Source organism: Salmonella sp. 32120201201600049SM (genome assembly GCF_017572835.1).
Classification (GTDB): domain Bacteria; phylum Pseudomonadota; class Gammaproteobacteria; order Enterobacterales; family Enterobacteriaceae; genus Salmonella; species Salmonella enterica.
Map to the genome: position 1 here is coordinate 1 of NZ_JAGESA010000009.1, position 25,566 is coordinate 25,566.

Below are 25,566 nucleotides of genomic sequence, written 5' to 3' on the forward strand. Positions count from 1 at the left end.
AGCAAGGCGGCAAGCGAAGGAAAGGAAGGAGCATACAGAAGTATGTGACTGAGTTTACGAGCGCAGGCAACGCCGCTGATGCGATAAAGAATTGCGTACAGAGCATAAAAGAATTTGCCTGGCGGCACTAGCGCGGTGGTCCCACCTGACCCCATGCCGAACTCAGAAGTGAAACGCCGTAGCGCCGATGGTAGTGTGGGGTCTCCCCATGCGAGAGTAGGGAACTGCCAGGCATCAAATTAGAAGTATGGCATTAACTTTCGGGGCAGTTCACTACTCGACAGAGAGTAGGACAAAAGCGAAAGCTTTTGAACGTTGCGAAGCAACGGCCCGAAGGGGGAATCACGAAGTGATTCATAAGCTGCCAGGCATCAAATTGCAGTAAACCGGGATGAAAATCCGGATTGTGACAAAGAAATTCGGTGGAGCGGTAGTTCAGTTGGTTAGAATACCTGCCTGTCACGCAGGGGGTCGCGGGTTCGAGTCCCGTCCGTTCCGCCACTTATTAAGAGCCCTGAGCATTAGCTCAGGGCTTTTTCTTTGCATGTCATTTAATTATTGCTCAATTCGCAAAAATCCTCTGCATTTCTCGCTCTTTTTCTGCAAAGCGCTGAAGGTCATAATCCCCTCAGTTAACGAACATAGTGATTAAAAAGAGGAATTCTATGACTATCCCTGCATTCGGTTTAGGTACTTTTCGCCTGAAAGACGACGTGGTTATCGCTTCTGTTAAAACGGCGCTTGAACTGGGCTACCGTGCTGTCGACACTGCACAGATCTATGATAATGAAGCGGCTGTTGGACAGGCGATTGCTGAAAGCGGCGTACCGCGTAATGAGCTGTACATCACCACCAAGATCTGGATTGAAAACCTTAGCAAAGACAAGCTAATCCCAAGCCTGAAAGAGAGCCTGAAAAAACTGCGTACCGATTATGTCGATCTGACGCTGATCCACTGGCCATCTCCGGGTGATGCTGTGTCTGTCGAAGAATTTATGCAGGCATTGCTGGAAGCTAAAAAACAAGGGCTGACTCGCGAAATTGGCATTTCAAACTTCACCATTCCGTTGATGAAAAAGGCTATTGCCGCGGTGGGCGCAGACCATATCGCCACCAACCAGATTGAGCTATCTCCGTATCTGCAGAATCGTAAGGTGGTTGACTGGGCGAAAGCGCACGGTATCCATATCACCTCTTACATGACGCTGGCATACGGTAAAGCGCTGAAAGATGAAGTGATTGCGCGCATTGCGGCTAAACATAATGCGACCCCGGCGCAGGTTATTCTGGCATGGGCTATGGGTGAAGGTTACTCCGTGATCCCTTCATCCACCAGGCGTGAAAACCTGGCAAGCAACCTGCTAGCACTGGAACTGCATCTGGATGCCGAAGATAGAGCAGCGATCGCGGCACTGGACTGCAACGACCGCCTGGTTAGTCCGGAAGGTTTGGCCCCTGAGTGGGATTAATTGCCTGACCCTTTGTACCCTTTACCCCTCTTTCACAGCTCCTGCGGGGGCTGTTCTTATATATTCGCTCAAAAAGTCGATAAATGCCCGAATGCGTGTGCTGACGGCGCGATCGCTGTAGTAAACGGCGCTGAAAGGCATTTCTACCGGCAGACGTTTATCGGCCAGCAGTTCCACCAGTTCTCCCCGCGCGATCTCTTTATCAATCATATAATCTGAAAGACATGCAATGCCGTTACCGTTCAGGCAAAGTTGTTTTAACGTTTCCCCGCTGTTGGAAGAAATCCCACATTCAACCTCATGGAGCTGCCCATCGCTACAGGCAATCGGCCAGGTATTGAGCGAAACAGGTTCTGAGAACCCCAGGCACAGATGCCGTTTTAACTCTTCAACGGTCTCTGGCTTGCCAAAACGGGCAATATAATCCGGTGAGGCGATAATCTTACGATAACTGGTAAATAACGGACGCGCGCGCAGACTTGAATCTGTCAACGTGCCTGCGCGTATCGCAACATCCACTTTTCGTTCAATAAGATTGATGAACGTTTCTGAGGAGACAAGAGACAACGTTATTTCCGGATACCGTTCACGAAAAGGTTTAATCAGCGGCATCAGGAAATGCAGCATTACCGGCGTTGCCGCATCGATACGCAGTAAGCCGCGCGGGGTATTACGCGACTCCATGATTTCCGTTTCTGCGGCGGCCATTTCTTGCAGTATCTGCTGCACGCGCCTGAAGTATCGCTCTCCTTCTTCAGTCAGGCTCAGCTGTCGGGTCGTACGATTAAGCAGACTGACGCCGAGCTTCATCTCCAGCTTTTTAACTGCCCGGCTGACAGCGGAATTGGCCTGTCCAAGCTGTTCTGCCGCCCGGCTGAAGCTGCCGCTTTCCACGACAGCGACAAAAATTGCGAGTTCTTCGGAGGTGGCTTTCATCTTTGCTCCTGAAGCAAAATTAAATTGATATTTTGGCTATTTTTGTCATTAAAACATCCAGGCATACTGCGTGTCATCTGATTACTGCTGTTATGGAGTTATGTATGCCTCTCGCTTTATTTGCACTGACAATAAGTGCTTTCGCTATCGGTACGACTGAGTTTGTGATTGTCGGCCTGGTGCCGACCATTGCTCAACAACTGGCTATCTCGTTACCTTCCGCCGGAATGCTGGTTTCAATCTATGCGCTGGGTGTGGCTATTGGCGCGCCGGTGCTAACCGCGCTGACCGGACGCCTGCCGCGTAAACAGTTACTGGTCGCGCTGATGGTCTTGTTTACGGCGGGGAATTTGCTGGCATGGCAGGCACCGGGCTATATGACATTAATCGTCGCCCGTCTGCTGACGGGCCTGGCGCACGGCGTGTTCTTCTCGATTGGATCTACCATCGCGACAAGTCTGGTGCCAAAAGAGAAAGCGGCTTCTGCGATCGCTATTATGTTTGGTGGTTTAACGGTAGCTCTGGTCACGGGCGTGCCGCTGGGAACATTTATCGGTCAGCATTTTGGCTGGCGTGAGACCTTCCTTGCGGTATCACTGTTAGGCGTGATTGCGCTGATGAGCAGTCAACTGCTGATCCCGGCCAACATTCCCGGTCGGGCGGCCGCCAGCATTCGTGACCAGGTGAAAGTACTGACTCATCCTCGTCTGTTGCTGATTTACGCCGTTACGGCGCTTGGCTACGGCGGGGTATTCACGGCATTCACCTTCCTGGCGCCGATGATGCAGGATCTGGCGGGATTCTCCCCGGCAGCAGTAAGCTGGATCCTACTGGGTTATGGCGTATCTGTGGCTATCGGCAATATCTGGGGCGGTAAACTGGCGGATAAGCATGGCGCCGTGCCGGCGCTGAAATTCATTTTCGCCGCGCTGTTTGTTCTGCTGATGGTCTTCCAGGTGACGGCCTCCACGCAGTATGCCGCGCTGGCTACCATTCTGGTGATGGGGATCTTTGCCTTCGGTAACGTACCGGGTTTGCAGGTCTACGTGGTACAGAAAGCGGAACAATTCACGCCTAATGCGGTAGATGTGGCGTCAGGTCTGAACATTGCGGCGTTTAACATTGGTATTGCGCTGGGCTCCGTGATTGGCGGGCAAACGGTGGAGCATTACGGTTTGGCGCAGACGCCGTGGATTGGCGCCCTCATTGTTCTGGTGGCTTTCCTGCTGGTGGGCGTCAGCGGACGTCTTGATAAACCTGTACGCATTGCTCTGGAGTAAATTATTGATGTAAGCGCCTACTTACAAAACAAACTGCAATTGTTCGTTGAAAGTGAGTGCTAAAATCCCTATAACAGAAGAACCAGTCCGGTTGAGGACTGGTTGACGTTACAGAGGTTTGAAAGTCAAAAGTGCGAAAAAACACCTATGCGATGCGCTATGTTGCCGGACAGCCCGCCGAGCGGATTTTGCCGCCAGGGTCGTTTGCGAGCATTGGCCAGGCATTGCCCGCCGGGGAACCGCTAAGCAGTGAAGAGCGGATCCGTATCCTCGTGTGGAATATATTCAAGCAGCAGCGAGCCGAATGGTTATCGGTGCTGAAGAACTATGGCAAAGATGCGCATCTGGTCCTGTTGCAGGAGGCCCAGACGACGCCTGAACTGGTACAGTTTGCCACCGCTAACTATCTTGCCGCCGATCAGGTTCCCGCTTTTGTATTACCTCAGCACCCGTCTGGCGTCATGACGCTTTCTGCCGCCCATCCTGTTTACTGCTGCCCTTTACGGGAAAGAGAACCAATTTTACGTTTGGCGAAATCAGCCCTGGTGACGGTATATCCCTTGCCGGATACCCGTTTATTAATGGTAGTAAATGTTCATGCGGTAAATTTTAGTCTGGGCGTGGACGTATACAGTAAGCAGTTACTTCCGATCGGCGACCAGATTGCGCACCATAGCGGCCCTGTCATTATGGCGGGTGATTTTAATGCCTGGAGCCGCCCACGTATGAATGCGTTGTACCGCTTTGCACGTGAGATGTCGCTGCGCCAGGTGCGTTTCACTGACGATCAACGCCGTCGTGCGTTTGGACGACCGCTGGATTTTGTTTTTTATCGTGGTTTAAACGTGAATGAAGCCTCCGTACTGGTGACGCGCGCTTCCGATCACAATCCGCTACTCGTTGAATTCAGTCCCGGCAAACCTGAGCAATAAAGGTGAGTCAGGTCTGCCGTGGGGCAGGCCTCTGCGGGTGCTGCCCTCTATTTTTCTCATAACAGAAGGGCACTACCATGACAACGCATTCCCACCATGACAATGTTGAAAAGCAGTTTGGTTCACAGGCGAACGCCTATTTACATAGCGCCGTTCACGCAGCGGGTCGTGACTTAGCGCGGCTGGCGCAAAGGTTGTCTGATTTTTCCCACGCGAGCGTACTGGATATGGGATGTGGGGCTGGACACGCGAGTTTTGTCGCTGCGCAACATGCCAACTCGGTCGTGGCATACGATTTATCCGCCAGCATGCTTGAGGTTGTCGCTGGAGCGGCGGAAGAAAGACATTTAAGTAATATTACTCTCCGCCAAGGCTATGCCGAAAAACTGCCCTTTGAAGATGCATCGTTTGAGGTGGTGATTAGCCGCTATTCCGCGCATCACTGGCACGACGTTGGTCAGGCATTGCGTGAGGTTTATCGTGTATTAAAACCCGGCGGCGTGCTGATTATCATGGATGTCATGTCGCCTGGACATCCTGTACGCGATATCTGGCTGCAAACGGTGGAGGCGTTACGCGACACGTCGCATGTCCGTAACTATTCCAGTGGCGAATGGCTGGCGATGGTCAATAACGCGATGCTGGTAACGAATACCGTGATAACCGATCGTTTATCGCTGGAGTTTCGCTCATGGGTAACGCGGATGCGTACGCCAGCGCCGTTGGTTGAGGCGATTCGATTATATCAGGCGAGCGCCCCGGTAGAGGTGAAGCGTTATTTTGAGTTGCAGGATGACGGCTCGTTTAGCAGCGATACTATCATGTTGGAAGCGCATAAAGCGGTATAGCAATTTAAAAGGCGCCGGGGGAAGCGGCGCCTTTTGGCTTTTTCGTTGGACAATATCAGGAGTCTGGCGTGCTATTGTCCTTCACAAACAACGTAAGCTGATCGCCCGGTTGTAGATTATCCGTATCATGGTTCCAGCGCATCACATCTTTGATATTCACCCCGTGACGTCTGGCGATACTGGAAAGCGAATCGCCTTTACGGACACGATAGGTAATGCTATCGCTATTGTTTGCCAGTCGTTGCGCGCTGCTGCCAGCGCCTACGGTCAGGCTTTGCCCGATTTTCAGGCGCGAACCACGCAGGTTGTTCCACTGCTGCAAGTCCTTCGTGCTTACGCCAAGCCGCGAAGCAATACCGGAAAGCGTATCGCCAGAGCGCACCTTATAGCTACGGCTATTCAACGGCGTATTGTCGGCGATCAGTTGGGACTGAACGGCGTCAATCTCACCGGAAGCTAGCGACTCACGCAACTGCTCGGCATGCTTTTTGGGCACCATAACATATTGCGGACCGCTTACGCCTAAGGTAGACCCTTTTACACCGGCATTAAACGTCTTCAGCTTGCTGATAGACATGCCCGCCATATCCGCAACCTGCGCCATTTCAACTGGACTGTTTAAACGAACTCGTGCCAGCGCTCGGCTTTCATCTGTTGTTGGCAGACGTACGCCGTAGCGTTTGCTGTTTTTGAGAATTTCACTCAATGCCAGCATCTTAGGTACGTAGAGTTTTGTTTCTCTGGGCAAAGAAAGCGACCAGAAATCCGTCGGTTTTCCACGCGCTTTGTTTGCTTTAATTGCCCGCATAACACGGCCTTCGCCGCTGTTATACGCTGCAACTGTTAACAGCCAGTCGCCGTCAAACATTTTGTTCAGACGCTGCATCATGTCTAACGCGGCGGTCGTAGAGGCTACAACATCGCGACGCGCGTCATAATTACGGGTCTGCTTTAAACCATAATTGCGCCCTGTGCTCGGTATGATCTGCCAGATGCCTGCGGCATTGGCGCCAGACGTTGCGTGAGGATCAAAAGCGCTCTCCACTATGGGTAGTAGTACCAGCTCCATAGGCATGTTACGTTTCTTAACCTGCCCCGCTATCCAGTACATATACGGCTCTGCCCGTAAAGTTACATCGTGGAGATAGCTCTTATTGCGTAAATACTTCTGTTTCTGTTCGCGAATCCGGCTGTTTTCCGGAATTCCCATCTTTAGCTCGTCGCCAATGAAAGCCCACAAGTCCTGATCTGGCGCGATAGACGTTCCGTCGTCCATCCATCGTGCCTGACTCGTAAACTTTCCTGCTTCCCCTTGACCAGCTGCAGAAAGGCTCTGTGCGTGCTGTTGGACGTTGCCAGTGTTCTGAGACGTCTGGCACCCCACAAGCAGGACAGAGGCGAGTAATATCGCTTTTGCCTTCATGTGTGTGTCAATAGTTGCTTAAAAGACGACCGATCATAACGGCGAAGTTAGCGAATGACAAGTAAGAATTATCAGAACGTGTCTTTCTTTGACCTTAACCATGCAAAACGCGCTTCTGGTTGTTGCAATATTGTTTCTTTGTTTATTTCGTTAATTAAATCAATATCTTCAGTTCTTAAAAAAAGATTAATCTTACGCTCATTTTTAAGAATAACGGGTAATGTCATTTGTTTTTTTACACGTAACTCTTTAACTTTACGATAATATTCATTTATGAACGAATCGTGCGGAAGTATGCTCAATGCGAACTTAATGTTAGCTAAAGTGTATTCGTGAGCGCAGCAAATGAGCGTGTCGTCAGGCAGAGAGTTAATTTTCATAAGTGACTGATACATCTGTGATGGCGTGCCTTCAAACAGTCGACCACAGCCGCCAGAAAACAGCGTGTCGCCGCAGAATAAGTAAGGGTGGCTAAAGTAACAGACGTGTCCTAACGTGTGACCCGGCGTGGCAAAAAGAGTAAATTTCTCGCCTAAAACGCGAATAGTATCGCCATCGCCCACAAGATGGGTTGCTCCCTTGTCTTGCGTTTCCGCCGGTCCATAAACCGTCATTTGCGGGAAGTGTTGCAACAGCTCTTTGACTCCGCCAACATGGTCGTGATGGTGATGCGTCAGAAAAATCGCCTCCGGCATCCACTTATGTTCAGCAATGGCCTTTAAGACGGGGGCCGCTTCGCCGGGATCAACAATCACACAGCGGCCTTCATCATTGGTCAGCACCCAGATGTAATTGTCCTGAAACGCGGGAATACTGTTAAGATTCATATATTACCTCTCAAATAATTAGCGGAAGGTTGCGATGAAACCGGCAAGGCTCTCTCAAACTGTCGTTGCGCCCGGATGTTGGGGTGAGTTGCCCTGGGGCAATTACTACCGTGAGGCGCTGGAACAGCAGCTAAATCCGTGGTTTGCAAAAATGTATGGTTTCCATTTGCTTAAAATCGGTAATTTAAGCGCAGAAATCAATTCCGAAGCGTGCGCGGTCTCCCATCAGGTGAATGTTTCGTCGCAGGGGTCGCCGATGCAAGTTCTGGCCGATCCGCTACACCTTCCTTTTGCAGATAAATCCGTCGATGTTTGTCTGCTGGCGCATACTTTGCCGTGGTGTACCGACCCGCACCGTTTATTGCGGGAAGCCGACCGCGTATTGATTGATGACGGTTGGCTGGTCATCAGTGGATTTAACCCGCTGAGTTTGATGGGGTTACGTAAACTGGTACCCGTTTTACGTAAAACACCGCCCTATAATAGTCGGATGTTTACCCTTATGCGGCAACTGGACTGGCTGTCTTTACTCAATTTTGAAGTGCTACATTATAGCCGTTTTCATGTCTTACCCTGGAAAAAGCAGGGGGGGCGGCTTTTAAATACGCATATCCCGGCGCTGGGCTGTTTACAGCTTATTGTGGCCCGTAAGCGGACCATCCCGCTTACGCTTAATCCGCTGCGACATAATAAAAGTAAAACCCCTATCCGCCAGACCGTTGGCGCCACCCGGCAATATCGCAAACCGGATGGCTAAGCCTCCGCCTGGTAGCCACTATCTTCCTGCGTGGGGTTCATTGCCGCGGCGCGCGCCAGTTCATCACAACGCTCGTTTTCGGGATGGCCTGCATGGCCTTTGACCCATACCCATTTGATCTGATGCTGACCTAACGCAGCATCGAGACGTTTCCAGAGATCGACATTTTTTACAGGTTTCTTTTCCGCTGTTTTCCAGCCGCGTTTCTTCCAGTTATGAATCCATTGGGTAATTCCTTGCCGCACATATTGGCTGTCGGTGCTCAATGTTACTTCGCAATGTTCTTTTAACGCTTCAAGCGCGACGATCGCCGCCATCAGTTCCATACGGTTATTGGTAGTGAGCGTGTAACCTTCACTAAACGTTTTTTCATGACCGCGATAGCGTAAGATAGCGCCATAACCACCAGGCCCTGGATTCCCCAGGCAAGAGCCATCGGTGAAAATTTCTACCTGTTTAAGCATCTCTGGTAGACTTCCTGTAATTGAAATCGATAACAAAACGCAAGTCTGACATAAATGACCGATATGAGCACTGCAATTACACGACAGATTGTCCTCGATACCGAAACCACCGGTATGAATCAGATAGGCGCGCACTATGAAGGTCACAAGATTATTGAGATCGGTGCGGTTGAGGTGATAAACCGTCGTCTGACCGGCAACAATTTTCATGTTTACCTGAAGCCCGATCGCCTTGTCGATCCAGAGGCTTTTGGCGTACACGGTATTGCCGATGAGTTTCTGCTGGATAAGCCGGTTTTTGCTGATGTGGTCGATGAGTTTCTTGATTATATCCGCGGCGCGGAGCTGGTCATCCATAACGCATCGTTCGATATCGGCTTTATGGATTATGAGTTTGGTCTGCTTAAACGCGATATTCCTAAAACCAATACTTTCTGCAAAGTTACCGACAGCCTGGCGTTGGCGCGGAAAATGTTCCCCGGCAAGCGTAACAGCCTTGATGCACTGTGTTCGCGTTATGAGATAGATAATAGCAAACGTACTTTGCACGGCGCATTGCTCGATGCCCAGATCCTTGCTGAAGTGTATCTGGCGATGACGGGCGGACAAACGTCCATGACGTTTGCGATGGAAGGAGAGACGCAACGGCAGCAAGGTGAGGCGACCATTCAGCGAATCGTTCGCCAGGCCAGCCGGTTACGGGTCGTTTTTGCCTCTGAGGAAGAGCTGGCTGCGCATGAATCGCGGCTTGATCTGGTGCAGAAAAAGGGCGGAAGTTGCCTTTGGCGGGCGTAATTTATTCCTTTTTAGGCTATAAAAATCATCCTTCGGGCGATTTTTGCAGCAACTGATTCAAAAGGTGAGAAAAAGCGTTGACGGGCGACACCGCAAACCGTAATATTCGCCTCGTTCCCAGCGGGAACATCACGGAGCGGTAGTTCAGTTGGTTAGAATACCTGCCTGTCACGCAGGGGGTCGCGGGTTCGAGTCCCGTCCGTTCCGCCAGATACAAATCTCAGGGTGTTTTTATACATCCTGTGAAGTAAAAAAAACCGTATCACTGTAAAAGGGATACGGTTTTTTTTCGTCTTCAAGAAGTTCCACCGTCTATCGTGGAATCTGGCGCAAATGGGCCTACGCCTGGATGACGAACAGGATATTACCGCCACTTCTTTCACTGTCATGGTTATTTTGTCCCACTGACATTTAAGGCGCGGCCTCATGGCGGTGCTTAACCGGGATCGGGACATGTTCAGCGCAGAAGCAGACTGCGTAATGTTGATGTCACTCAGATAATCACGGAGAACCGCCAGACATGCGCATCATCACTCCAGGGCATCCCACTTCTCCAGCAACTCCACCGGGATCTCATTGATCACCTCCGAGAACCGTTTTCCCACCAGTCTTTCAGCCTGGCGTAACAGTGGGATGGTCGGGCTACTGGGTTCACTGCTCTCAAACCAGCGACGAATGCACCGCAGGCGCTCCAGCGCATCATTACGATCGCGAATTGGCCCCGGTTCAGCATTGTGTGGGAGGGATATACCGGGTGGCGCGTTGACAGGCGGCACATCCTCTGCCCGTGCCGGAACGGCATTATCCATAACCGTGCCTGCGGGGTCTGGCACTGGCGCTGGCGACGGAGGGATTTCCGGTGTGGTTGTCTGTACCACGTCAGGCAGCAGCGCTAACAACTGCCGCAGGCGTGAAAAATCTGGAGCCAGATCGCCTAATGTCTCACGCGCCCACACTTGCAGGCGTTCTGCGCTTTCCTGCGCTTCGCGAAACGCCGCCAGCGGTAATGCCCCACGGGCTTCGAGGTCGGCCAGTTGCTGGCGGACGGATTCGGGGGCCAGCGCATCAGCCGGGCGGGGAGCGGATAACGCGCGCTCCACATCCCGTACCTGTAGGCGCAGGGCGGCACTGTTTGACAGCGTAATACCGCGAATGTCCGCCATCACGCCTTCGTGATCCAGCAGCGCCGCCAGGGCATTACTGCGCGCCAGCGACGCATCTTCAATAGATTCTGCGGATGCGCCTTCGCCGGTAAGCAGCTGTGGATGGAGTGCATCAGACCAGATTACGCTCAGTTCTGCCAGTTGTGTGAGCATTTCCGCCAGTCCCTGTGCGCCAGCCTGCTGGATGCGACTGCGCAGCAGCAGGATCAACACCCGGATATCCTTACTGCGCGTGAGCAGACGGCGCGCATCACGCTCAATTTCCGGCCAGTTCACGGCTTCCGGCGTACTGACAAAATCACCATATTGCGCCTCCGCCTGAGGGGCGGCGCGGCTGAACAGCAGCAGGTATTCCGGGTCGTACTCCGGATCGGGGCCGCAGGGTTGTTCCGCGCTTACCGGTTTAGTCAGGGACATATCCATATCATTACTCTCAGTGGGTTAAGCCGTGTTCAGGTTCAAAAATCATGCCGGTCACCGGACGGTCATGCATGGCTTTACCTGCCCAGGCCGTCCAGCCAAGCCGCTGCGCGCCGCCGATCACCGCAGGCGGTGCGGCATGAGGCTTCAACTGCAGCTCAATTTCCCAGCAATATTCAAAACCAATGAACGTACGCACCAGTTCTGTCAGCACGGGCAGATTGTTGCCGCCGGGCAGAAAACGCAGGTAATCCTCCAGCGTGAGCGGGCCGATAATTAGCCGGAATTTGTACTGCATATCCGGTACGGCCTGGCCGATAAGCGCCCCGTTGCCCAGCACCGAAGACTGCGCGGGCGTGCCCAGACGGGTGATTTCATCGTTCGCCACCGTTATCCAGTGCAGGGCGAACTCTTTCACCGCAAAAGGTACGCTGAAATAGTGCGCCAGCGTGGCGGCCAGCCCGTCAGGATTGCGCGATTCGCGTACCAGATGGGCGGAGGCTGCCAGGCGAACATGATCTGACAGCGGGCTTTCGGCGCTTTCCCGTAGATCCTGCCCGCTGAGACTGGCGATATAAAACGCAAAACGGTCGTGTTCCGGTTTGTCCAGCCCGCCACCGGCGGACTGGGCGCTGCGCCATGCCTGCCAGAACTGCGTCAGCCAGCGGTGGTGAAAAATATTGGAAAAATGAACCAGCGTCGGATCGTGGCGACTCTCTGAGCGGTTCAGTGCCAGCTCGGTATAGTGCAGCGGCAACGGGCCGTTTGGCCCCCATAGTCCGAGGCTGTACAGGCTCAGGTGCAGGCGTCCATCCTGCCAGCTGACCTGGGCGATTTCCCGTGGCGCAAAGGTCATCGTCGGCGTCTGTCCCAGACGGAATTTTTCCATCCGTGGCTGCCAGATACTGCCTGCCGGAGTATCACAGAGCTGGGCATCCACGCGCCGCATCAGGTTCAGGAATCCGTAACGCCAGGGGGTTTTCTGCGCCTGGTCGAGAGCGCCGGTCATACGCTCCCCCGTTGCCCGGTTCTGACCGGCCAGGTCATGACATGCCCGCGTTGCATCGAGTGCAGCGTCATCTGCGAGAAGGTATTAATGGAAACATGGCGGGCAATATAGTGTTCCAGCACCAGACCGAACAGGTAAGGACTGATACCGGAAAATCCTTCTTCGTCCACGGTCAGTTCGCAACTGGCGCCCCGGCCATAGACCAACAGGCCGGAGCCGGGCAGTCGGCGGGTCACCGGGGTGGTTTTGCAGCCAATCAGGCTGCGCACCTGGCGCGACTGCGGGCTGTCGTGAGCCGGGATAAACAGATTCAGCAGATCGCGCAGCGCCTGGCCGCCGGTGCGGTGATCCAGATCGGCCAGCGGCAGATAATTAAACGACAACTGCCGGATCAGCCGCCAGGCCATTTCGCGTTCAGCCAGCGGCGGCTGCGGCGGGCGCGGCGGTCTGATAAGACCCACGCCCGCCACCGGAATCGCCGCATCTACGGTCAGATCATCCCGGCCATTACGTGGAATAAGGCAGGGCAGATCGCGGTTAGTCACCATTGCCGTGACGGTGATATGGCGCAGATTTTCCGGGTAGGGCGCTTCATGCTGATCAACCAGCGAGAGGAAGACTTCCGAGCCGGTATAGGGGGTTCGGGTGCCATAGCGGCGGGCGCTTTCTGACGATCGGCGCGGCTCACGACGCAGTGAAAAATAACGCCCGTGGTTGCCTTCGTCATTATTACGGGTGTGATACAGCGGACGAAAAATCATCTTCCGTGTGGTTTCCGCTTCCAGGCCTTCGACTTCCTGGACAGAAAACACCTCGTAATCCAGCGGACGGGTACGATCCACCACCAGATGCTGTTCCGTCACGCTGTGTGTGACTTCAATCCGGGTGGTGGTGCGGGGAAACAGGTTGATCACCGGCGTACAGAACAGGCTGAACTGTGCGGCGTCCGTCTGATGAATCAGCCAGTCCGGCGGCAGGCGGTTAAGCAGTATAACAATTTCCGCCACATTGCCCTGCACCTTTTGTAACCCGGCAGACAATCCGGTCGGGGTGAAGAAGTAAAACCGTTCCGGACAGGCGAAAAATTCATGCAGCAGATTATGGCCGTGAAACACGTTCCAGGCGAGCGGCAGCAGCCCCTGCCCTGGCTCCAGCCCTTCGTGCGCCACCGGGTGTTGAAGATTCACATTCAGTTCGCCGTCAAAGTGACCGGGTTCACCGGCCAGTGTGGCGACGGCGCTGGTATGTAGCAGCTCAAACAGGTGTGACGCAATGCGTTCTTCGCCGCAGAGGTAAAAGGGCAGCCGTGCCGGACCGGCCAGCTCGCTGAAAGTCAGTTCCCCGAAGGTTCGCAGGGTGATGCGCAATGCCCCGGCGACATGAATATTAGGCGGCAGATAGCGGTGCAGGGCGGGCATATCCGGCGGCGCGGCGGTCAGGCGTACCTCCTCGATGGACAGCGGCCACAGCGTGACGTCCTGGCTGCTGCGAAACTGGCAGGCGGTATTTTCGCCTTCCGGGATGGGGGAAACGAACGCGGTATCGCGCGGCACGGTGACCCCTTTCGCCAGGTCGCCTTCCTGCGTATCGGGATACAGCTTTACCACTGCTATCGATGGCGTGGGGGTGACGTAATTGGGGCTGACGACTTCCAGTAACCGCTGTGTGAAGCGGGGAAATTCGGCGTCAATTTTTAGCTGAGTGCGGGCGCTCAGAAAGCTGAACGCCTCGATCATGCGTTCCACATACGGGTCGGCAATATCGGTTCCCTGCATCCCCAGTCGGGCGGCAATTTTGGGATGGAGGGTGGCGAACTCAGCACCGGTCTCCCGCAGGTAGCTCAGTTCGCGGTTGTAATACTCCAGTAGCCGTGGATCCATGAATAATGCCCTGTATTAAAAGAACGTAATGCGGCTCAGCTCCATATCCAGCGCGCTGCGTACCAGAAACTCCGTGGGATACGGCTGCGTCAGAATTTGTCCGCGAATTTCAAACTGTAGCGTGTTATAGCTACCCTGCCGGGTTTTATCGAGCAATGGCGTGACCCTGAGTGTGGCGGCGTTCAGCCGGGGTTCGAAACGGATAATGGCGCGCCGGATCGCCTCGCTGATATCGTCCCACTTATGCTCATACATAAAGCTGCCCGCCAGCGGCGGCAGGCCATAGTTGAGCACTGACGCCGCTGCCTGCGGATAGCGCCGGGCGTCGATGTCACCCTCGTGGCTAATGGTATTGAGCAAAAAGGAGAGATCCCGACGAATGATCTCCTTCAGTTGTACCGGCGTGACGCTGATATCCCGGTCAATTTTCTGATACGGAGCATTGTCACACAGCCGATCAAATAGGGTGGGCAGCAGGTGGTTAGCGGGTGTAAAACGAGACGTGCTCATGCGCCATCGTTTTCCTGAGCATGAAAGGTACAATGGGCCATGTCCAGCAGGCTGATATCGCCGTGGCTGGTCAGCCACACTTTCTGCCCCAGCGCCCGCACGGTGGTTTCGCCGGGGCCGTCCTGCCAGGCGGTTTCCCGGCACAGACGCAGGGCGTCAGATGCACTTTCCGAACCGCTGTAACGGGTAAAGAGCCAGGCACCGTGCGTATCGCCATTCATCAGGGTGATATTAATGGGTTTCCACAGCAGATCGGTCAGGCGCGTCGGTTGCGGCGATTCCAGCGAGCGTATTTGCGAAAACGGTAGCCAGATATACACGCCGCCGGTGACCAGCTCAAGTACCGGGCCAAGGCGGGAATCGCTGTCGCTCGCCCAGTCAAATGCGCCGCCGTTCCACTGCCCGCCCGTGTCTGTTATGGCTTCCAGTGCGGTATTACGGTGTTTATCAACCTCACCGGTATCGTCATGACAGGCGAGTGCCGCCAGCAGTGACTCCACCCAAACGGGCTGCGGCAGAAGAAAACCGGGTCGTTGTTCACCCTGAAAAACGGTGTGGCGGAACATTTCGCAGCGAACCAGCTCCCGGTACAGCCGGGCCTCCTGGGTATAATTGGCCTCTATCCTGGCGCATAGCTGAAGCTGGTGTAGCGCCCGCGACCAGTCTCCGGCCACACACAGCAACTGAAACAGGCTGTGGCGGCAGAGCGCTTTCGCCGGATTTTCCCGAACCTGCTGCTCCGCCATCTGAATCCCCTCCGCAATAGAGTATTCCTGTATCAGCGCGGACAGGGTAGCAGGAAGCGTGTCAGTTTTTTTCATGGGCGGTATTTCCATTTTTCTGTGTCGGAGTGATTCGGTAGTGGCTGTCGATGCCAATAATACGATGCTCGCGGCGGGTCAGATCGGGCAGTATCTCGCTATGTGCGGTTTTCCCCCCCAGTTCCGGCGAGAGCAGTTGTAGGATATCGGGCATTGATTCCATCGCCAGCCAGTGCATTTCACCCTCACCGGTCGTGTCCAGCGTATCCAGAATGGCATCAATACCGGGCGCGCCTGCCACCATATCCTGTAACGTGTCGGTGTCGCCCTTTTTATCGTATAACGACGTCAAATCCTGGGTGACAGCGTCTTCATTTCGGGGAAACGGTTTAGGACGGAGGGGCTTTTCCTGCCCGGAGGGCCGCAATGCCTGCTGATATTCCTGGTAAAGCTGGTGTAGCGTGCTATCCGCTTCATGGCCGGTGTAAGAGGACGCGGTTTCCCGGACGGGAATAATATCGAACGGGTTCTGCGGATTGAGCTGTTGTTGTTTAAACCAGTCCAGATCCAGGTACTCAGCAACGGATTCAGATGACTGAACCAACTGAGGAAACGAAACATCGGGACGGGACTCATCATTGGTGCGGGCAAGGCACCAGGATGACAGACCCCATTCAATCGTATCTCCATCATTCAGCCGCATACGGTGATGAGGTTCCATCACCTGCTCATTGACGGCACAGCACAGTTCATCAGAGTGATTAACAATCCACCACGCCTCTTCGTGGCGAACAAGACTGAGCGCGATATCGTCTTTCCCATGTTGCTCAAAAAGCGGAATGTAGGGGGAGGCGGCAGTAAATACGATGTATGTCCCTGCGGGATACTGTGCGTTATCCGTTATACCCTGCGACTGTATTTTCCGTAATTCCCACATGTCTTGTTTCATTATGTCCCTTAAATGTATTTATTTTTCTGGAGGAAACGTTTAGGGAGTTTTAATTCATAAATAATTTTAACTAAATTCATAGGGAGTCATTATTGATGACACCCTTTTTATTATTTTCGTCGTGAATGCATTGTTGTATGCATAGATGTCTTTTTTGAAATATTATTTCTTTTAATTCTGCAATTGCGATTTTTATCTTGCTGTTCATTGATTATTTAATATTAACGGCTTAGTTGCTAATTAGTCCCTGATCTGTATCATTGTTTTGTTTCGATATTTTTTCGAGGCTATCAATAAAGAATTGTTTATATATTTATGTGCATTGATGCATTATTTTTATGAATTTTTATGTCACAAGGCATAACACATGGAAACTCCTGTTTCACGCAGTGCGTTGTATGGAAAACTGGCCGGCCCACTATTCCGGTCGCTGGAATCGGCAACGGCATTTTGCAAACTACGCTCTAATCCCTGGGTTGAGCTGACTCACTGGCTGCACCAGTTAACACAGCAGCCCGATAACGATATTCTCCACGTTCTTCGGCATTACCAGATCCCTCTTTCTGATGTGGAGAAAGCGTTACTCCGGCAACTGGATATGCTGCCCGCCGGGGCCAGCGCCATTAGTGATTTTTCTCACCATATCGATCTCAGCGTTGAAAAGGCCTGGATGCTGGCGAGCGTCCGTTACGGCGATAACAAAATTCGCAGCGGCTGGTTGCTGCTGGCCTTGTTGACCACGCCAGAACTGCGTCGGGTACTGAGCAGTATCTGTGCGCCGCTGGCCACGCTTCCGGTTGATGAACTGACGGAAATACTGCCCTCGTTGATCGAAACATCGCCGGAAGCGCAGGAGCGCCCTTACGACGGCTCCGGCCTGGCATCAGCCATTCCCGGTGAAAGCAGTCAGGCGATTCCCAACGGCGGGCAGGACGGTAAATCCGCGCTGGCAAAATACTGTCAGGACATGACGGCACAGGCGCGCGACGGCAAAATCGACCCGGTGACGGGGCGTGAGCATGAAATCCGCACCATGACGGATATTCTGCTGCGCCGTCGCCAGAATAATCCACTACTGACTGGTGAGGCGGGCGTCGGAAAGACGGCGGTCGTCGAAGGTTTTGCCCTCGCGATTGCGCAGGGGGAAGTGCCGCCCGCGCTGCGGGAAGTACGGCTACTGGCGCTGGACGTTGGCGCTCTGTTGGCCGGAGCCAGCATGAAAGGCGAGTTTGAATCGCGTCTGAAAGGGTTACTGGAAGAGGCCGGGCGCTCGCCGCAGCCGGTTATTCTGTTTGTCGATGAAGTTCACACTCTGGTGGGCGCGGGCGGCGCATCCGGCACGGGCGATGCCGCTAACCTGCTGAAACCGGCGCTGGCGCGCGGCACCCTGCGGACTATCGGCGCCACCACCTGGAGCGAATACAAGCGCCATATTGAGAAAGATCCGGCGCTGACCCGGCGTTTTCAGGTGTTGCAGATTGCCGAGCCGGAAGAGATCCCCGCAATGGAAATGGTGCGTGGTCTGGTGGATACGCTGGAAAAACACCATAACGTACTGATTCTGGATGAGGCGGTACGTGCGGCGGTACAGCTTTCTCACCGCTACATTCCCGCCCGGCAGTTGCCGGATAAGGCCATCAGCCTGCTGGATACCGCCGCGGCCCGCGTGGCGCTGACGCTGCACACGCCGCCTGCCAGCGTACAGTTCCTGCGCCAGCAGCTAAAAGCGGCGGAAATGGAACGGTCGCTGTTGCAGAAGCAGGAAAAAATGGGGATTCAGTCAGATGAGCGGCGCGATGCGCTGACGGCGCGAATTTTCTCGCTCAACAATGAACTGACTGCATCCGAATCTCGCTGGCAGCGGGAGCTGGAACTGGTACATACGTTGCAGGAACTGCGTGTCGCAGAGTCTGATGCTGATGACAAAACCACGCTGCAACAGGCCGAAACGGCGCTAAGGGAGTGGCAGGGCGACGCGCCGGTGGTGTTCCCGGAAGTCAGCGCGGCGGTTGTCGCGGCGATTGTCGCCGACTGGACCGGTATTCCTGCCGGGCGCATGGTGAAAGATGAGGCCAGCCAGGTGCTGGAACTGCCTGCCCGACTGGCGCAACGCGTTACCGGGCAAGACGGCGCGCTGGCGCAGATTGGTGAACGTATTCAGACCGCCAGGGCGGGACTGGGCGATCCACGCAAACCGGTGGGCGTGTTTATGCTGGCCGGGCCGTCCGGTGTCGGTAAAACCGAAACCGCGCTGGCGCTGGCGGAGGCTATCTACGGCGGTGAGCAGAACCTGGTAACCATCAATATGAGCGAGTTCCAGGAGGCTCACACCGTTTCCACGCTGAAAGGCGCGCCCCCCGGCTATGTGGGCTATGGCGAGGGTGGTGTGCTGACGGAAGCAGTGCGTCGCCACCCCTGGAGCGTAGTGCTGCTCGACGAGATCGAAAAAGCGCACCATGACGTCCATGAACTCTTCTATCAGGTGTTTGACAAGGGCGGGATGGAGGACGGTGAGGGAACACATGTCGATTTCAAAAACACCACGCTATTACTCACCACCAACGTGGGTTCCGACCTCATCAGCCAGATGTGTGAAGATCCGGCTTTAATGCCCGACGCTACGGGGCTTAAAGAGGCGCTAATGCCGGAATTACGCAAGCATTTCCCGGCGGCATTTCTGGGCCGCGTGACGGTGATCCCTTACCTGCCGCTGGACGAAACGTCGCGTGGCGTGATTGCCCATCTGCACCTTGACCGGCTGGTGGCGCGGATGAGTGAACAGCACGGCGTGACGCTGACGTATAGCGAGGAACTGGTCGCACATATTGTGGCGTGCTGTCCAATGCATGAAACGGGCGCGCGGTTGCTGATTGGCTACATCGAACAGCACATCCTGCCGCAACTGTCGCGCTACTGGTTGCAGGCCATGACGGAAAAAGCCGCTATCAGGCAAATTGATATCGGCGTTAATGGTGATGAGCAGATTGTTTTTGAGATCGTTTGCTGAAACCGGCCGTTCGAAGTGTCCGTAGTGCGATTTTAAAAACTGTACCGGTATACCGCTCCCCTTGCGGCAACCAGTTGACTAAAAAGGAAATGAAGGATTATGGCTATCAACAATAGCGCGCAGAAATTCATCGCGCGCAACCGCGCGCCGCGCGTGCAGATTGAATATGACGTAGAGATTTACGGCTCTGAGAAAAAAATCGAGCTGCCGTTCGTGATGGCGGTGCTGGCCGATCTGGCCGGGAAACCGCGTGAAGAACTGCCGCCGGTGACGGATCGCAAATTCCTCGATATTGATATTGATAACTTCAATGAGCGCATGAAAGCCATTGCGCCGCGCGTGGCGTTCGCTGTGCCGAATACGCTGACGGGTGAAGGTCAGTTGATGGTCGATATCACGCTGGAAAATATGGACGACTTTTCGCCGGCACAGATTGCCCGCAAGGTGGACGCCCTGAACCAGTTACTGGAAGCCCGCACTCAACTGGCGAACCTCCAGACCTACATGGATGGCAAGGCCGGGGCGGAAAATCTGGTCAATAAACTGTTGCAGGACCCGACTCTGCTGAAAACGCTGGCGAATGCACCTAAATCGGCCGCTACCCAGCAAGGTGTGTCAGCGGTTAATGAATCAGCGGAATAATGTCGAATTTTTAAGGAATTTTCATGGCAAACAGTAATATGCAGGCAACCGACGCAGTTGCTCAGGATACCGTCTCCGCATCCGGTGAATTTGATGCGTTGCTGAATCAGGCCTTCCGACCCAAGACTACCCAGGCGGCAAAAGCCGTGGAAGCCGCGGTGCAGACGCTGGCGCAACAGGCGCTGGCGAACACGATCACCGTCAGCGATGACGCCTATAAAAGCATCAGCGCTATTATTGCGCAGATCGACTTTAAACTGACCGAACAGATCAAACTGATCCTGCAACATCCCGACTGGCAGAAGCTGGAATCCTCGTGGCGCGGTATGGAGCATCTGGTTTACAACACCGAGACCGACGAAAAGCTGAAAATCCGCTTCATGAATCTGTCAAAAGATGAATTGCGGCGCAACATGAAGCGTTACAAGGGCATCGCCTGGGATCAAAGCCCGATGTTCAAGAAACTGTATGAAGCCGAATACGGCCAGTTAGGCGGCGAACCTTATGGCTGTATCATTGCGGATTACTACTTCGACCATACACCGCCCGATGTGGATCTGCTTGGCTCTATCGCCAAAGTCGCCGCGTCGGCCCATGCGCCGTTTATTGCCGGGGCTTCCCCCTCGGTACTGCAAATGGACTCCTGGCAGGAGCTGGCGAATCCTCGCGACCTGACTAAAATCGTCACTCAGAACCTGGAATATGCGCCGTGGAACTCCCTGCGGGCCAGCGAAGACTCCCGTTATATTGGCCTGACGATGCCGCGTTTTCTTGCCCGCCTGCCGTATGGCGCAAAAACCAACCCGGTGGACGAGTTTGATTTTGAAGAAGATGCGGATGGTTCTGACCATACCAAATACGTCTGGAGCAACGCGGCCTACGCGATGGGCGTAAACATCAACCGTTCCTTCAAACACTACGGCTGGTGTACGTTGATTCGCGGTGTGGAATCAGGCGGTGCGGTGGAAAATCTTCCCTGCCATACCTTCCCGACTGACGATGGCGGCGTGGACATGAAATGCCCGACCGAAATCGCCATCTCTGACCGCCGCGAGGCTGAACTGGCGAAAAACGGTTTTATCCCGTTAATCCACCGTAAAAACTCAGACTATGCCGCCTTTATCGGTGCACAGTCGCTGCAAAAACCACAGGAATACTACGATCCGGACGCGACGGCCAACGCTAACCTGTCTGCCCGTCTACCGTACCTGTTCGCCTGCTCGCGCTTCGCTCACTTCCTCAAATGTATCGTCCGCGACAAAATCGGTTCCTTTAAAGAGCGTGAGGATATGCAGCGCTGGCTAAATGAATGGATTATGAATTATGTCGACGCCGATCCGGTGAACTCCTCGCAAGAAACTAAAGCCCGTCGTCCGCTGGCTGCCGCTGAAGTAGTGGTGGAAGAGGTCGAAGGCAATCCAGGTTATTACGACGCGAAATTCTTCCTGCGTCCGCATTTCCAGCTTGAAGGGCTGACGGGATCGCTGCGCCTGGTGACAAAACTGCCGTCAGTGAAGCAGGGCAATGCCTGATGCATTTATTTTGTGAATATATAAATAATATCAGAGGATATTAAGAGAATATATGCCATATGTTTATGCTAATGCAAAGGCTTTACAGGATACAGAAAAGGTAGGAAACCACCATCAGTGTGTTGAACTTATTCAACACTATATACGAGTAGGACAAACGAGTACATGGCAGCAAGGGGCCGCAGTATTTGGAAACAAAAACATTGAAGTCGGGACAGTTATCGCTACTTTTGTGAATGGGCGATATCCGAACCACAATAGTGGCAACCATGCTGCATTTTTTCTGGGGCAAGATGCTGGCGGGATATGGGTGATGGATCAATGGAAAGATGATATCGCAAAACCCCGTGTGTCCAAACGTTATATAAGAAAGTTGCATAATGGAAGTGTTCGTAGTGACGGGACTTATATAAGGATGAGTAATAATGCAGAAGCCTATTTTATCGTTGAATAGCACCTGTATTGTCGGGGGCATTCTGTGGTTACTTCCGGTAATAGTTGTTCATGCCGATGAGATTGTCTGCCCTGCGGTTATTCATTTTTCTCAGGCTCCAATAATTTCCTCAGCGGAAGGATGGAATGTCTCATCCCGTGCAGCGCGTATGTTGAATGATGGTGGTTTTCTTTCGTCTGGCGATCCCAAAGAGCAAGCAGATCTGAAAGGTGAAGATGCAGTCGTTGATGGGAAAAAGGGGCGTCTGTGGGAGATAGACCCGGAGGATAATCGCCGGGGGATCTGGTTCTCATGTAGTTATGGACAGTGGGCTGTTCTGCTTGCCAGAAAAGTTCAGGGAACGGTCGCGACATGCTGGAGCCCGGATGTCTTACCGGCAAAATTGATTTGTAAATAAAATATATAATCTTTATATGAATACTCTGATGCCAGAATACGCATAAAAGATGCCTGTTAATGTTTAAGATTTATTCGTGAAGTAAATACTTCAATAATATTGGCAGCGGAAAAAGACAGCCTTCTGTTCTCCTGAAATTACGGGGAAGGGGATTCTGTACGGCAACGGTTTATTTCTGCGCAAATTATCAGGATAAACCAGGTTTATTTTAAGTAAAACTTAATAAGGATATAAAAATGGCTTATGACATTTTTTTGAAAATTGACGGCATTGATGGCGAGTCAATGGATGACAAACACAAAAATGAAATTGAAGTACTGAGCTGGCGCTGGAATATCCATCAGGAATCCACCATGCACGCCGGTAGCGGCCTCGGCTCCGGTAAGGTCTCCGTCACCAACCTGGATTTTGATCACTATATCGACCGCGCCAGCCCGAACCTGTTCAAATACTGCGCCTCCGGCAAGCACATTCCGCAGGCCATTCTGGTTATGCGTAAGGCTGGCGGCAATCCGCTGGAGTACCTCAAGTATACCTTCACCGACCTGATTGTCGCCGTGGTTTCTCCGAGCGGCAGCCACGATGGTGAAATCGCCTCCCGTGAAACGGTCGAGCTTTCTTTCAGCACTGTGAAACAGGAATACGTGGTGCAGAACCAGCAGGGCGGCAGCGGCGGCACCATCACCGCAGGCTACGACTTCAAGGCCAACAAAGAAATTTAACGGCTGTTTTTCCGGCCAGATTTATATCTGGCCGGATTTATTGTTTTGATTTTAAAGGAATTTACAGTGAATAAATGGCGTAACCCCACTCGGCGGTTATGTGCGGTAGCTATGCCTTTTGTACTGCTCCTGCTTTCCGGATGCGGCAGTAGCGATTCGCTACCTGACCCCTAATCGCAGCGGCCTGACTTGAGCGTGAAAGCGTTTTACAAGGTGAATTCTGACAATCAGAAGAAAGCGGCGTCCATGAAGATACGTGTTGAGAATTAATGACCTACACAGAATTTTTAGAGGGTAAGCAAAATGAACAGACCTTCATTCAATGAAGCGTGGTTAGCTTTTAGGAAGGTGAATCATTCCGTCGCTGATGTGGGTAGCATTATTGGTGGAAACGTTGGGAAAAATATAACTGGTGGTTATTTTCAAAATGCCTGCCCTATTCGAATGAGCTATGTTTTGAATGCGACAGGATTCCCAATAGCCCGTAACTCTCCGTATGCAAAGGTTAGTGGTGCCGATAATAAATTCTATATTTATCGCGTGAATGATATGATTGATTATCTTACTCATACTATGGGCAAGCCTGATCTTATTGTTAATAATCCGAAACAGAGTGACTTTATAGGGAAGAAAGGAATTATCGTAGTAAAAGGGCATGGCTGGAGCAATGCCAGAGGACACGTTACATTATGGAATGGCAGTATCTGTTCAGATCAGTGCCACTTATTAAATGATCCAGATAATGGACCATTTGTTCCTGAAGTTGGGACTCTGTGGATACTGCCGTGAAATGGTTAATATTAGTTACTTTCAGCATAAGTGGAATGCTGGTATGGCAGCCATCCTTTGCACAAGAAGCATTGACCACACAATATTCACAGTCGGAACTCTTAAAAAACTGGGCGCTGAGTCATTGTCTGGCATTAGTATACAAAGATGATGTCGTTAAAAACGATGCCAGAGCTACGGCCAGTGCTTACCTTGAATATGGTAAACAATCTGTGGAGATTTACCATGAAATTGATGAGATTGCGAAAAAATATTCAGGGTTGAAATATAACGGTTCGATATCATCAGATTTTAATACCATGAAGTGCATAGATTTTATCCATGACAGGGAATTAAATGAATTAATTAAAAGGCGTGTCGAGAAGTAAAACTCAAAGATATTAAAAGCATACGTTCTCTTGCTCTGATGAATTTATGGGTAAGAAAGAGCTGTACAGGAATAGTTAATCTGTTCACCTAATAAAGCAGATAAATCAGGGCTTAATTTAGGTAGTTAAAAGGATAGTAGATATGTCTTATGACATTTTTCTGAAAATTGACGGCATTGACGGCGAGTCAATGGATGACAAACACAAAAATGAAATTGAAGTACTGAGCTGGCGCTGGAATATTCATCAGGAATCCACCATGCACGCCGGTAGCGGTCTCGGTTCCGGTAAGGTCTCCGTCACTAATCTTTCATTTGAACATTACATCGATCGCGCCAGCCCGAACCTGTTCAAATACTGCTCTTCCGGTAAGCACATTCCGCAGGCCATTCTGGTTATGCGTAAGGCTGGCGGCAATCCGCTGGAGTACCTCAAGTACACTTTCACAGATCTGATTATTGCAATGGTATCGCCCAGCGGAAGCCAGGGAGGGGAAATTGCGTCTCGCGAATCAATTGAACTCTCCTTCAGCACCGTGAAGCAGGAATACGTGGTGCAGAACCAGCAGGGCGGCAGCGGCGGCACCATCACCGCAGGCTACGACTTCAAGGCCAACAAAGAAATTTAACGGCTGTTTTTCCGGCCAGATTTATATCTGGCCGGATTTATTGTTTTGATTTTAAAGGAATTTACAGTGAATAAATGGCGTAACCCCACTCGGCGGTTATGTGCGGTAGCTATGCCTTTTGTACTGCTCCTGCTTTCCGGATGCGGCAGTAGCGATGCGTTACCTGACCTCGAATCACAGCGACTCGACCTGAGCGTGAAAGCCTCCGATAAGGTGAATCCTGACAATCAGAAGAAGGCCGCGCCCATTGAGATTCGTGTTTATGAACTAAAAAATGACGCCGCTTTCACGACAGCTGATTACTGGTCGCTCCATGACAACGACAAATCCGTCCTTACCGACGATTTAGTGCGTCGCGACAGCTTTATTTTGCGTCCCGGCGAAGAGAAAAAACTGCGTCGCCCGCTGAATGCGCAGACCACGGCAATCGGCGTACTGGCCGGATACCGTAACCTGGCCAAATCGGTCTGGCGGGTAACCTACAAAATCCCGGAAGCCCCGGAAAAAGCCTGGTACAGCAGCTTCATACCGGGGAAAGGAAAAGTGCAGTTGGAGGCGGAACTGGAACAAAGCGCCATTGTAATTACGGAACGGGATAAATGAA

26 protein-coding genes, 2 tRNA genes, 1 rRNA gene and 1 pseudogene are annotated in these 25,566 nt (G+C 52.6%); 20 read left to right on the top strand and 10 right to left on the bottom strand.

Annotation, left to right across the window (positions count from 1 at the left end):
* The first annotated feature begins 117 nt into the window (after nucleotides 1–117).
* From rrf to dkgB, 3 genes are all read left to right on the top strand, one after another.
* Nucleotides 118–233: ribosomal RNA gene (gene rrf, locus J4650_RS16740) — 5S ribosomal RNA — on the top strand.
* Nucleotides 234–424: 191 nt separating this feature from the next.
* A tRNA-Asp gene (locus tag J4650_RS16745) sits at nucleotides 425–501 on the top strand.
* Nucleotides 502–665: 164 nt separating this feature from the next.
* On the top strand, nucleotides 666–1,469 hold the full coding sequence (gene dkgB, locus J4650_RS16750; RefSeq protein ID WP_000154876.1) for a 2,5-didehydrogluconate reductase DkgB: 804 nt from the start codon (nucleotides 666–668) through the stop codon (nucleotides 1,467–1,469).
* A 21-nt stretch (nucleotides 1,470–1,490) separates the two neighbouring features.
* On the opposite strand, the gene yafC is transcribed toward dkgB, so the two are convergent.
* Nucleotides 1,491–2,405, bottom strand: coding sequence for a DNA-binding transcriptional regulator YafC (gene yafC, locus J4650_RS16755; RefSeq protein ID WP_000648536.1), 915 nt, complete (start codon nucleotides 2,403–2,405; stop codon nucleotides 1,491–1,493).
* A 104-nt stretch (nucleotides 2,406–2,509) separates the two neighbouring features.
* On the opposite strand from yafC, the gene J4650_RS16760 reads away from it, so the two are divergent.
* The 3 genes from J4650_RS16760 to J4650_RS16770 all read left to right on the top strand — a co-directional run bounded on the left by J4650_RS16760 (nucleotide 2,510) and on the right by J4650_RS16770 (nucleotide 5,465).
* Nucleotides 2,510–3,685, top strand: coding sequence for an MFS transporter (locus J4650_RS16760; protein WP_001127537.1), 1,176 nt, complete (start codon nucleotides 2,510–2,512; stop codon nucleotides 3,683–3,685).
* A 131-nt stretch (nucleotides 3,686–3,816) separates the two neighbouring features.
* Nucleotides 3,817–4,617, top strand: a complete 801-nt coding sequence (locus tag J4650_RS16765) for an endonuclease/exonuclease/phosphatase family protein (protein WP_001230970.1) — start codon at nucleotides 3,817–3,819, stop codon at nucleotides 4,615–4,617.
* A gap of 77 nt (nucleotides 4,618–4,694) precedes the next feature.
* Nucleotides 4,695–5,465 (top strand): class I SAM-dependent methyltransferase, encoded by a 771-nt coding sequence (locus J4650_RS16770; RefSeq protein ID WP_000207225.1) that lies wholly within the window; start codon nucleotides 4,695–4,697, stop codon nucleotides 5,463–5,465.
* Between the two features lie 55 nt (nucleotides 5,466–5,520).
* On the opposite strand, the gene mltD is transcribed toward J4650_RS16770, so the two are convergent.
* Together mltD and gloB are read right to left on the bottom strand one after the other, a co-directional pair.
* On the bottom strand, nucleotides 5,521–6,888 hold the full coding sequence (gene mltD, locus J4650_RS16775) for a murein transglycosylase D (protein ID WP_000644706.1): 1,368 nt from the start codon (nucleotides 6,886–6,888) through the stop codon (nucleotides 5,521–5,523).
* 71 nt (nucleotides 6,889–6,959) lie between these two features.
* Complete coding sequence (gloB, locus tag J4650_RS16780) at nucleotides 6,960–7,715, bottom strand: hydroxyacylglutathione hydrolase (protein WP_001052773.1); 756 nt, start codon at nucleotides 7,713–7,715, stop codon at nucleotides 6,960–6,962.
* A gap of 34 nt (nucleotides 7,716–7,749) precedes the next feature.
* Between gloB and J4650_RS16785 the strand changes: the two genes are divergently transcribed.
* A complete protein-coding gene (locus J4650_RS16785; protein WP_000801238.1) occupies nucleotides 7,750–8,472 on the top strand; it encodes a class I SAM-dependent methyltransferase in 723 nt (240 codons plus the stop codon).
* On the opposite strand, the gene rnhA is transcribed toward J4650_RS16785, so the two are convergent.
* Nucleotides 8,469–8,936, bottom strand: a complete 468-nt coding sequence (gene rnhA / locus J4650_RS16790; RefSeq protein ID WP_000917872.1) for a ribonuclease HI — start codon at nucleotides 8,934–8,936, stop codon at nucleotides 8,469–8,471. The genes J4650_RS16785 and rnhA overlap by 4 nt on opposite strands.
* A gap of 63 nt (nucleotides 8,937–8,999) precedes the next feature.
* On the opposite strand from rnhA, the gene dnaQ reads away from it, so the two are divergent.
* Nucleotides 9,000–9,731 (top strand): DNA polymerase III subunit epsilon, encoded by a 732-nt coding sequence (gene dnaQ, locus J4650_RS16795; RefSeq protein WP_001670675.1) that lies wholly within the window; start codon nucleotides 9,000–9,002, stop codon nucleotides 9,729–9,731.
* Nucleotides 9,732–9,864: 133 nt separating this feature from the next.
* Nucleotides 9,865–9,941, top strand: a tRNA-Asp gene (locus J4650_RS16800).
* Between the two features lie 320 nt (nucleotides 9,942–10,261).
* On the opposite strand, the gene J4650_RS16805 is transcribed toward J4650_RS16800, so the two are convergent.
* The 6 genes from J4650_RS16805 to tagK are packed head-to-tail and all read right to left on the bottom strand — an operon-like array spanning nucleotide 10,262 to nucleotide 16,423.
* On the bottom strand, nucleotides 10,262–11,317 hold the full coding sequence (locus tag J4650_RS16805; RefSeq protein ID WP_000367626.1) for an ImpA family type VI secretion system protein: 1,056 nt from the start codon (nucleotides 11,315–11,317) through the stop codon (nucleotides 10,262–10,264).
* A 10-nt stretch (nucleotides 11,318–11,327) separates the two neighbouring features.
* The gene (gene tssG / locus J4650_RS16810; protein WP_000145239.1) at nucleotides 11,328–12,323 is read right to left on the bottom strand and encodes a type VI secretion system baseplate subunit TssG; all 996 of its coding nucleotides are present in this window, start codon (nucleotides 12,321–12,323) and stop codon (nucleotides 11,328–11,330) included.
* Complete coding sequence (gene tssF, locus J4650_RS16815; protein ID WP_023994006.1) at nucleotides 12,320–14,203, bottom strand: type VI secretion system baseplate subunit TssF; 1,884 nt, start codon at nucleotides 14,201–14,203, stop codon at nucleotides 12,320–12,322. Before tssF ends, tssG begins: the two co-directional genes overlap by 4 nt.
* A 15-nt stretch (nucleotides 14,204–14,218) precedes the next feature.
* Nucleotides 14,219–14,713 carry a type VI secretion system baseplate subunit TssE gene (tssE, locus tag J4650_RS16820; RefSeq protein WP_000108007.1) on the bottom strand — a complete coding sequence of 165 codons (495 nt, stop codon included), beginning with the start codon at nucleotides 14,711–14,713 and terminating at the stop codon, nucleotides 14,219–14,221.
* On the bottom strand, nucleotides 14,710–15,534 hold the full coding sequence (locus tag J4650_RS16825; RefSeq protein WP_023994005.1) for a type VI secretion system accessory protein TagJ: 825 nt from the start codon (nucleotides 15,532–15,534) through the stop codon (nucleotides 14,710–14,712). Before J4650_RS16825 ends, tssE begins: the two co-directional genes overlap by 4 nt.
* Nucleotides 15,521–16,423, bottom strand: coding sequence for a type VI secretion system-associated protein TagK (gene tagK / locus J4650_RS16830; protein ID WP_023994004.1), 903 nt, complete (start codon nucleotides 16,421–16,423; stop codon nucleotides 15,521–15,523). The genes J4650_RS16825 and tagK overlap by 14 nt, the downstream gene beginning before the upstream one ends.
* A 367-nt stretch (nucleotides 16,424–16,790) precedes the next feature.
* Between tagK and tssH the strand changes: the two genes are divergently transcribed.
* The 11 genes and pseudogenes from tssH to tssJ all read left to right on the top strand — a co-directional run bounded on the left by tssH (nucleotide 16,791) and on the right by tssJ (nucleotide 25,565).
* Entirely contained in the window at nucleotides 16,791–19,430 is a 2,640-nt protein-coding gene (gene tssH, locus J4650_RS16835; protein ID WP_023994003.1) for a type VI secretion system ATPase TssH, read from the top strand.
* Between the two features lie 99 nt (nucleotides 19,431–19,529).
* Complete coding sequence (gene tssB / locus J4650_RS16840; RefSeq protein ID WP_023994002.1) at nucleotides 19,530–20,072, top strand: type VI secretion system contractile sheath small subunit; 543 nt, start codon at nucleotides 19,530–19,532, stop codon at nucleotides 20,070–20,072.
* Between the two features lie 23 nt (nucleotides 20,073–20,095).
* Nucleotides 20,096–21,604: a type VI secretion system contractile sheath large subunit gene (gene tssC, locus J4650_RS16845; RefSeq protein WP_000013884.1), complete on the top strand. Its 1,509-nt coding sequence runs from the start codon at nucleotides 20,096–20,098 to the stop codon at nucleotides 21,602–21,604.
* Nucleotides 21,605–21,656: 52 nt separating this feature from the next.
* Nucleotides 21,657–22,058 carry a BPSL0067 family protein gene (locus J4650_RS16850; RefSeq protein ID WP_001147175.1) on the top strand — a complete coding sequence of 134 codons (402 nt, stop codon included), beginning with the start codon at nucleotides 21,657–21,659 and terminating at the stop codon, nucleotides 22,056–22,058.
* Nucleotides 22,030–22,455 carry an STY0301 family protein gene (locus tag J4650_RS16855; RefSeq protein WP_001171576.1) on the top strand — a complete coding sequence of 142 codons (426 nt, stop codon included), beginning with the start codon at nucleotides 22,030–22,032 and terminating at the stop codon, nucleotides 22,453–22,455. The genes J4650_RS16850 and J4650_RS16855 overlap by 29 nt, the downstream gene beginning before the upstream one ends.
* A gap of 236 nt (nucleotides 22,456–22,691) precedes the next feature.
* Nucleotides 22,692–23,177, top strand: a complete 486-nt coding sequence (locus J4650_RS16860) for an Hcp family type VI secretion system effector (RefSeq protein WP_000312802.1) — start codon at nucleotides 22,692–22,694, stop codon at nucleotides 23,175–23,177.
* A 66-nt stretch (nucleotides 23,178–23,243) separates the two neighbouring features.
* Nucleotides 23,244–23,438 (top strand): annotated as a pseudogene (locus J4650_RS22865) (type VI secretion system lipoprotein TssJ); the annotation flags it as partial.
* 42 nt (nucleotides 23,439–23,480) lie between these two features.
* Nucleotides 23,481–23,966, top strand: a complete 486-nt coding sequence (locus J4650_RS16865; RefSeq protein ID WP_001081550.1) for a T6SS effector amidase Tae4 family protein — start codon at nucleotides 23,481–23,483, stop codon at nucleotides 23,964–23,966.
* Nucleotides 23,951–24,334 (top strand): type VI secretion system amidase immunity protein Tai4, encoded by a 384-nt coding sequence (locus J4650_RS16870; RefSeq protein ID WP_000379146.1) that lies wholly within the window; start codon nucleotides 23,951–23,953, stop codon nucleotides 24,332–24,334. Before J4650_RS16865 ends, J4650_RS16870 begins: the two co-directional genes overlap by 16 nt.
* Nucleotides 24,335–24,476: 142 nt before the next feature.
* Complete coding sequence (locus tag J4650_RS16875; RefSeq protein ID WP_000119443.1) at nucleotides 24,477–24,962, top strand: Hcp family type VI secretion system effector; 486 nt, start codon at nucleotides 24,477–24,479, stop codon at nucleotides 24,960–24,962.
* Between the two features lie 66 nt (nucleotides 24,963–25,028).
* On the top strand, nucleotides 25,029–25,565 hold the full coding sequence (tssJ, locus tag J4650_RS16880) for a type VI secretion system lipoprotein TssJ (protein ID WP_020898423.1): 537 nt from the start codon (nucleotides 25,029–25,031) through the stop codon (nucleotides 25,563–25,565).
* Nucleotide 25,566: the final 1 nt, after the last annotated feature.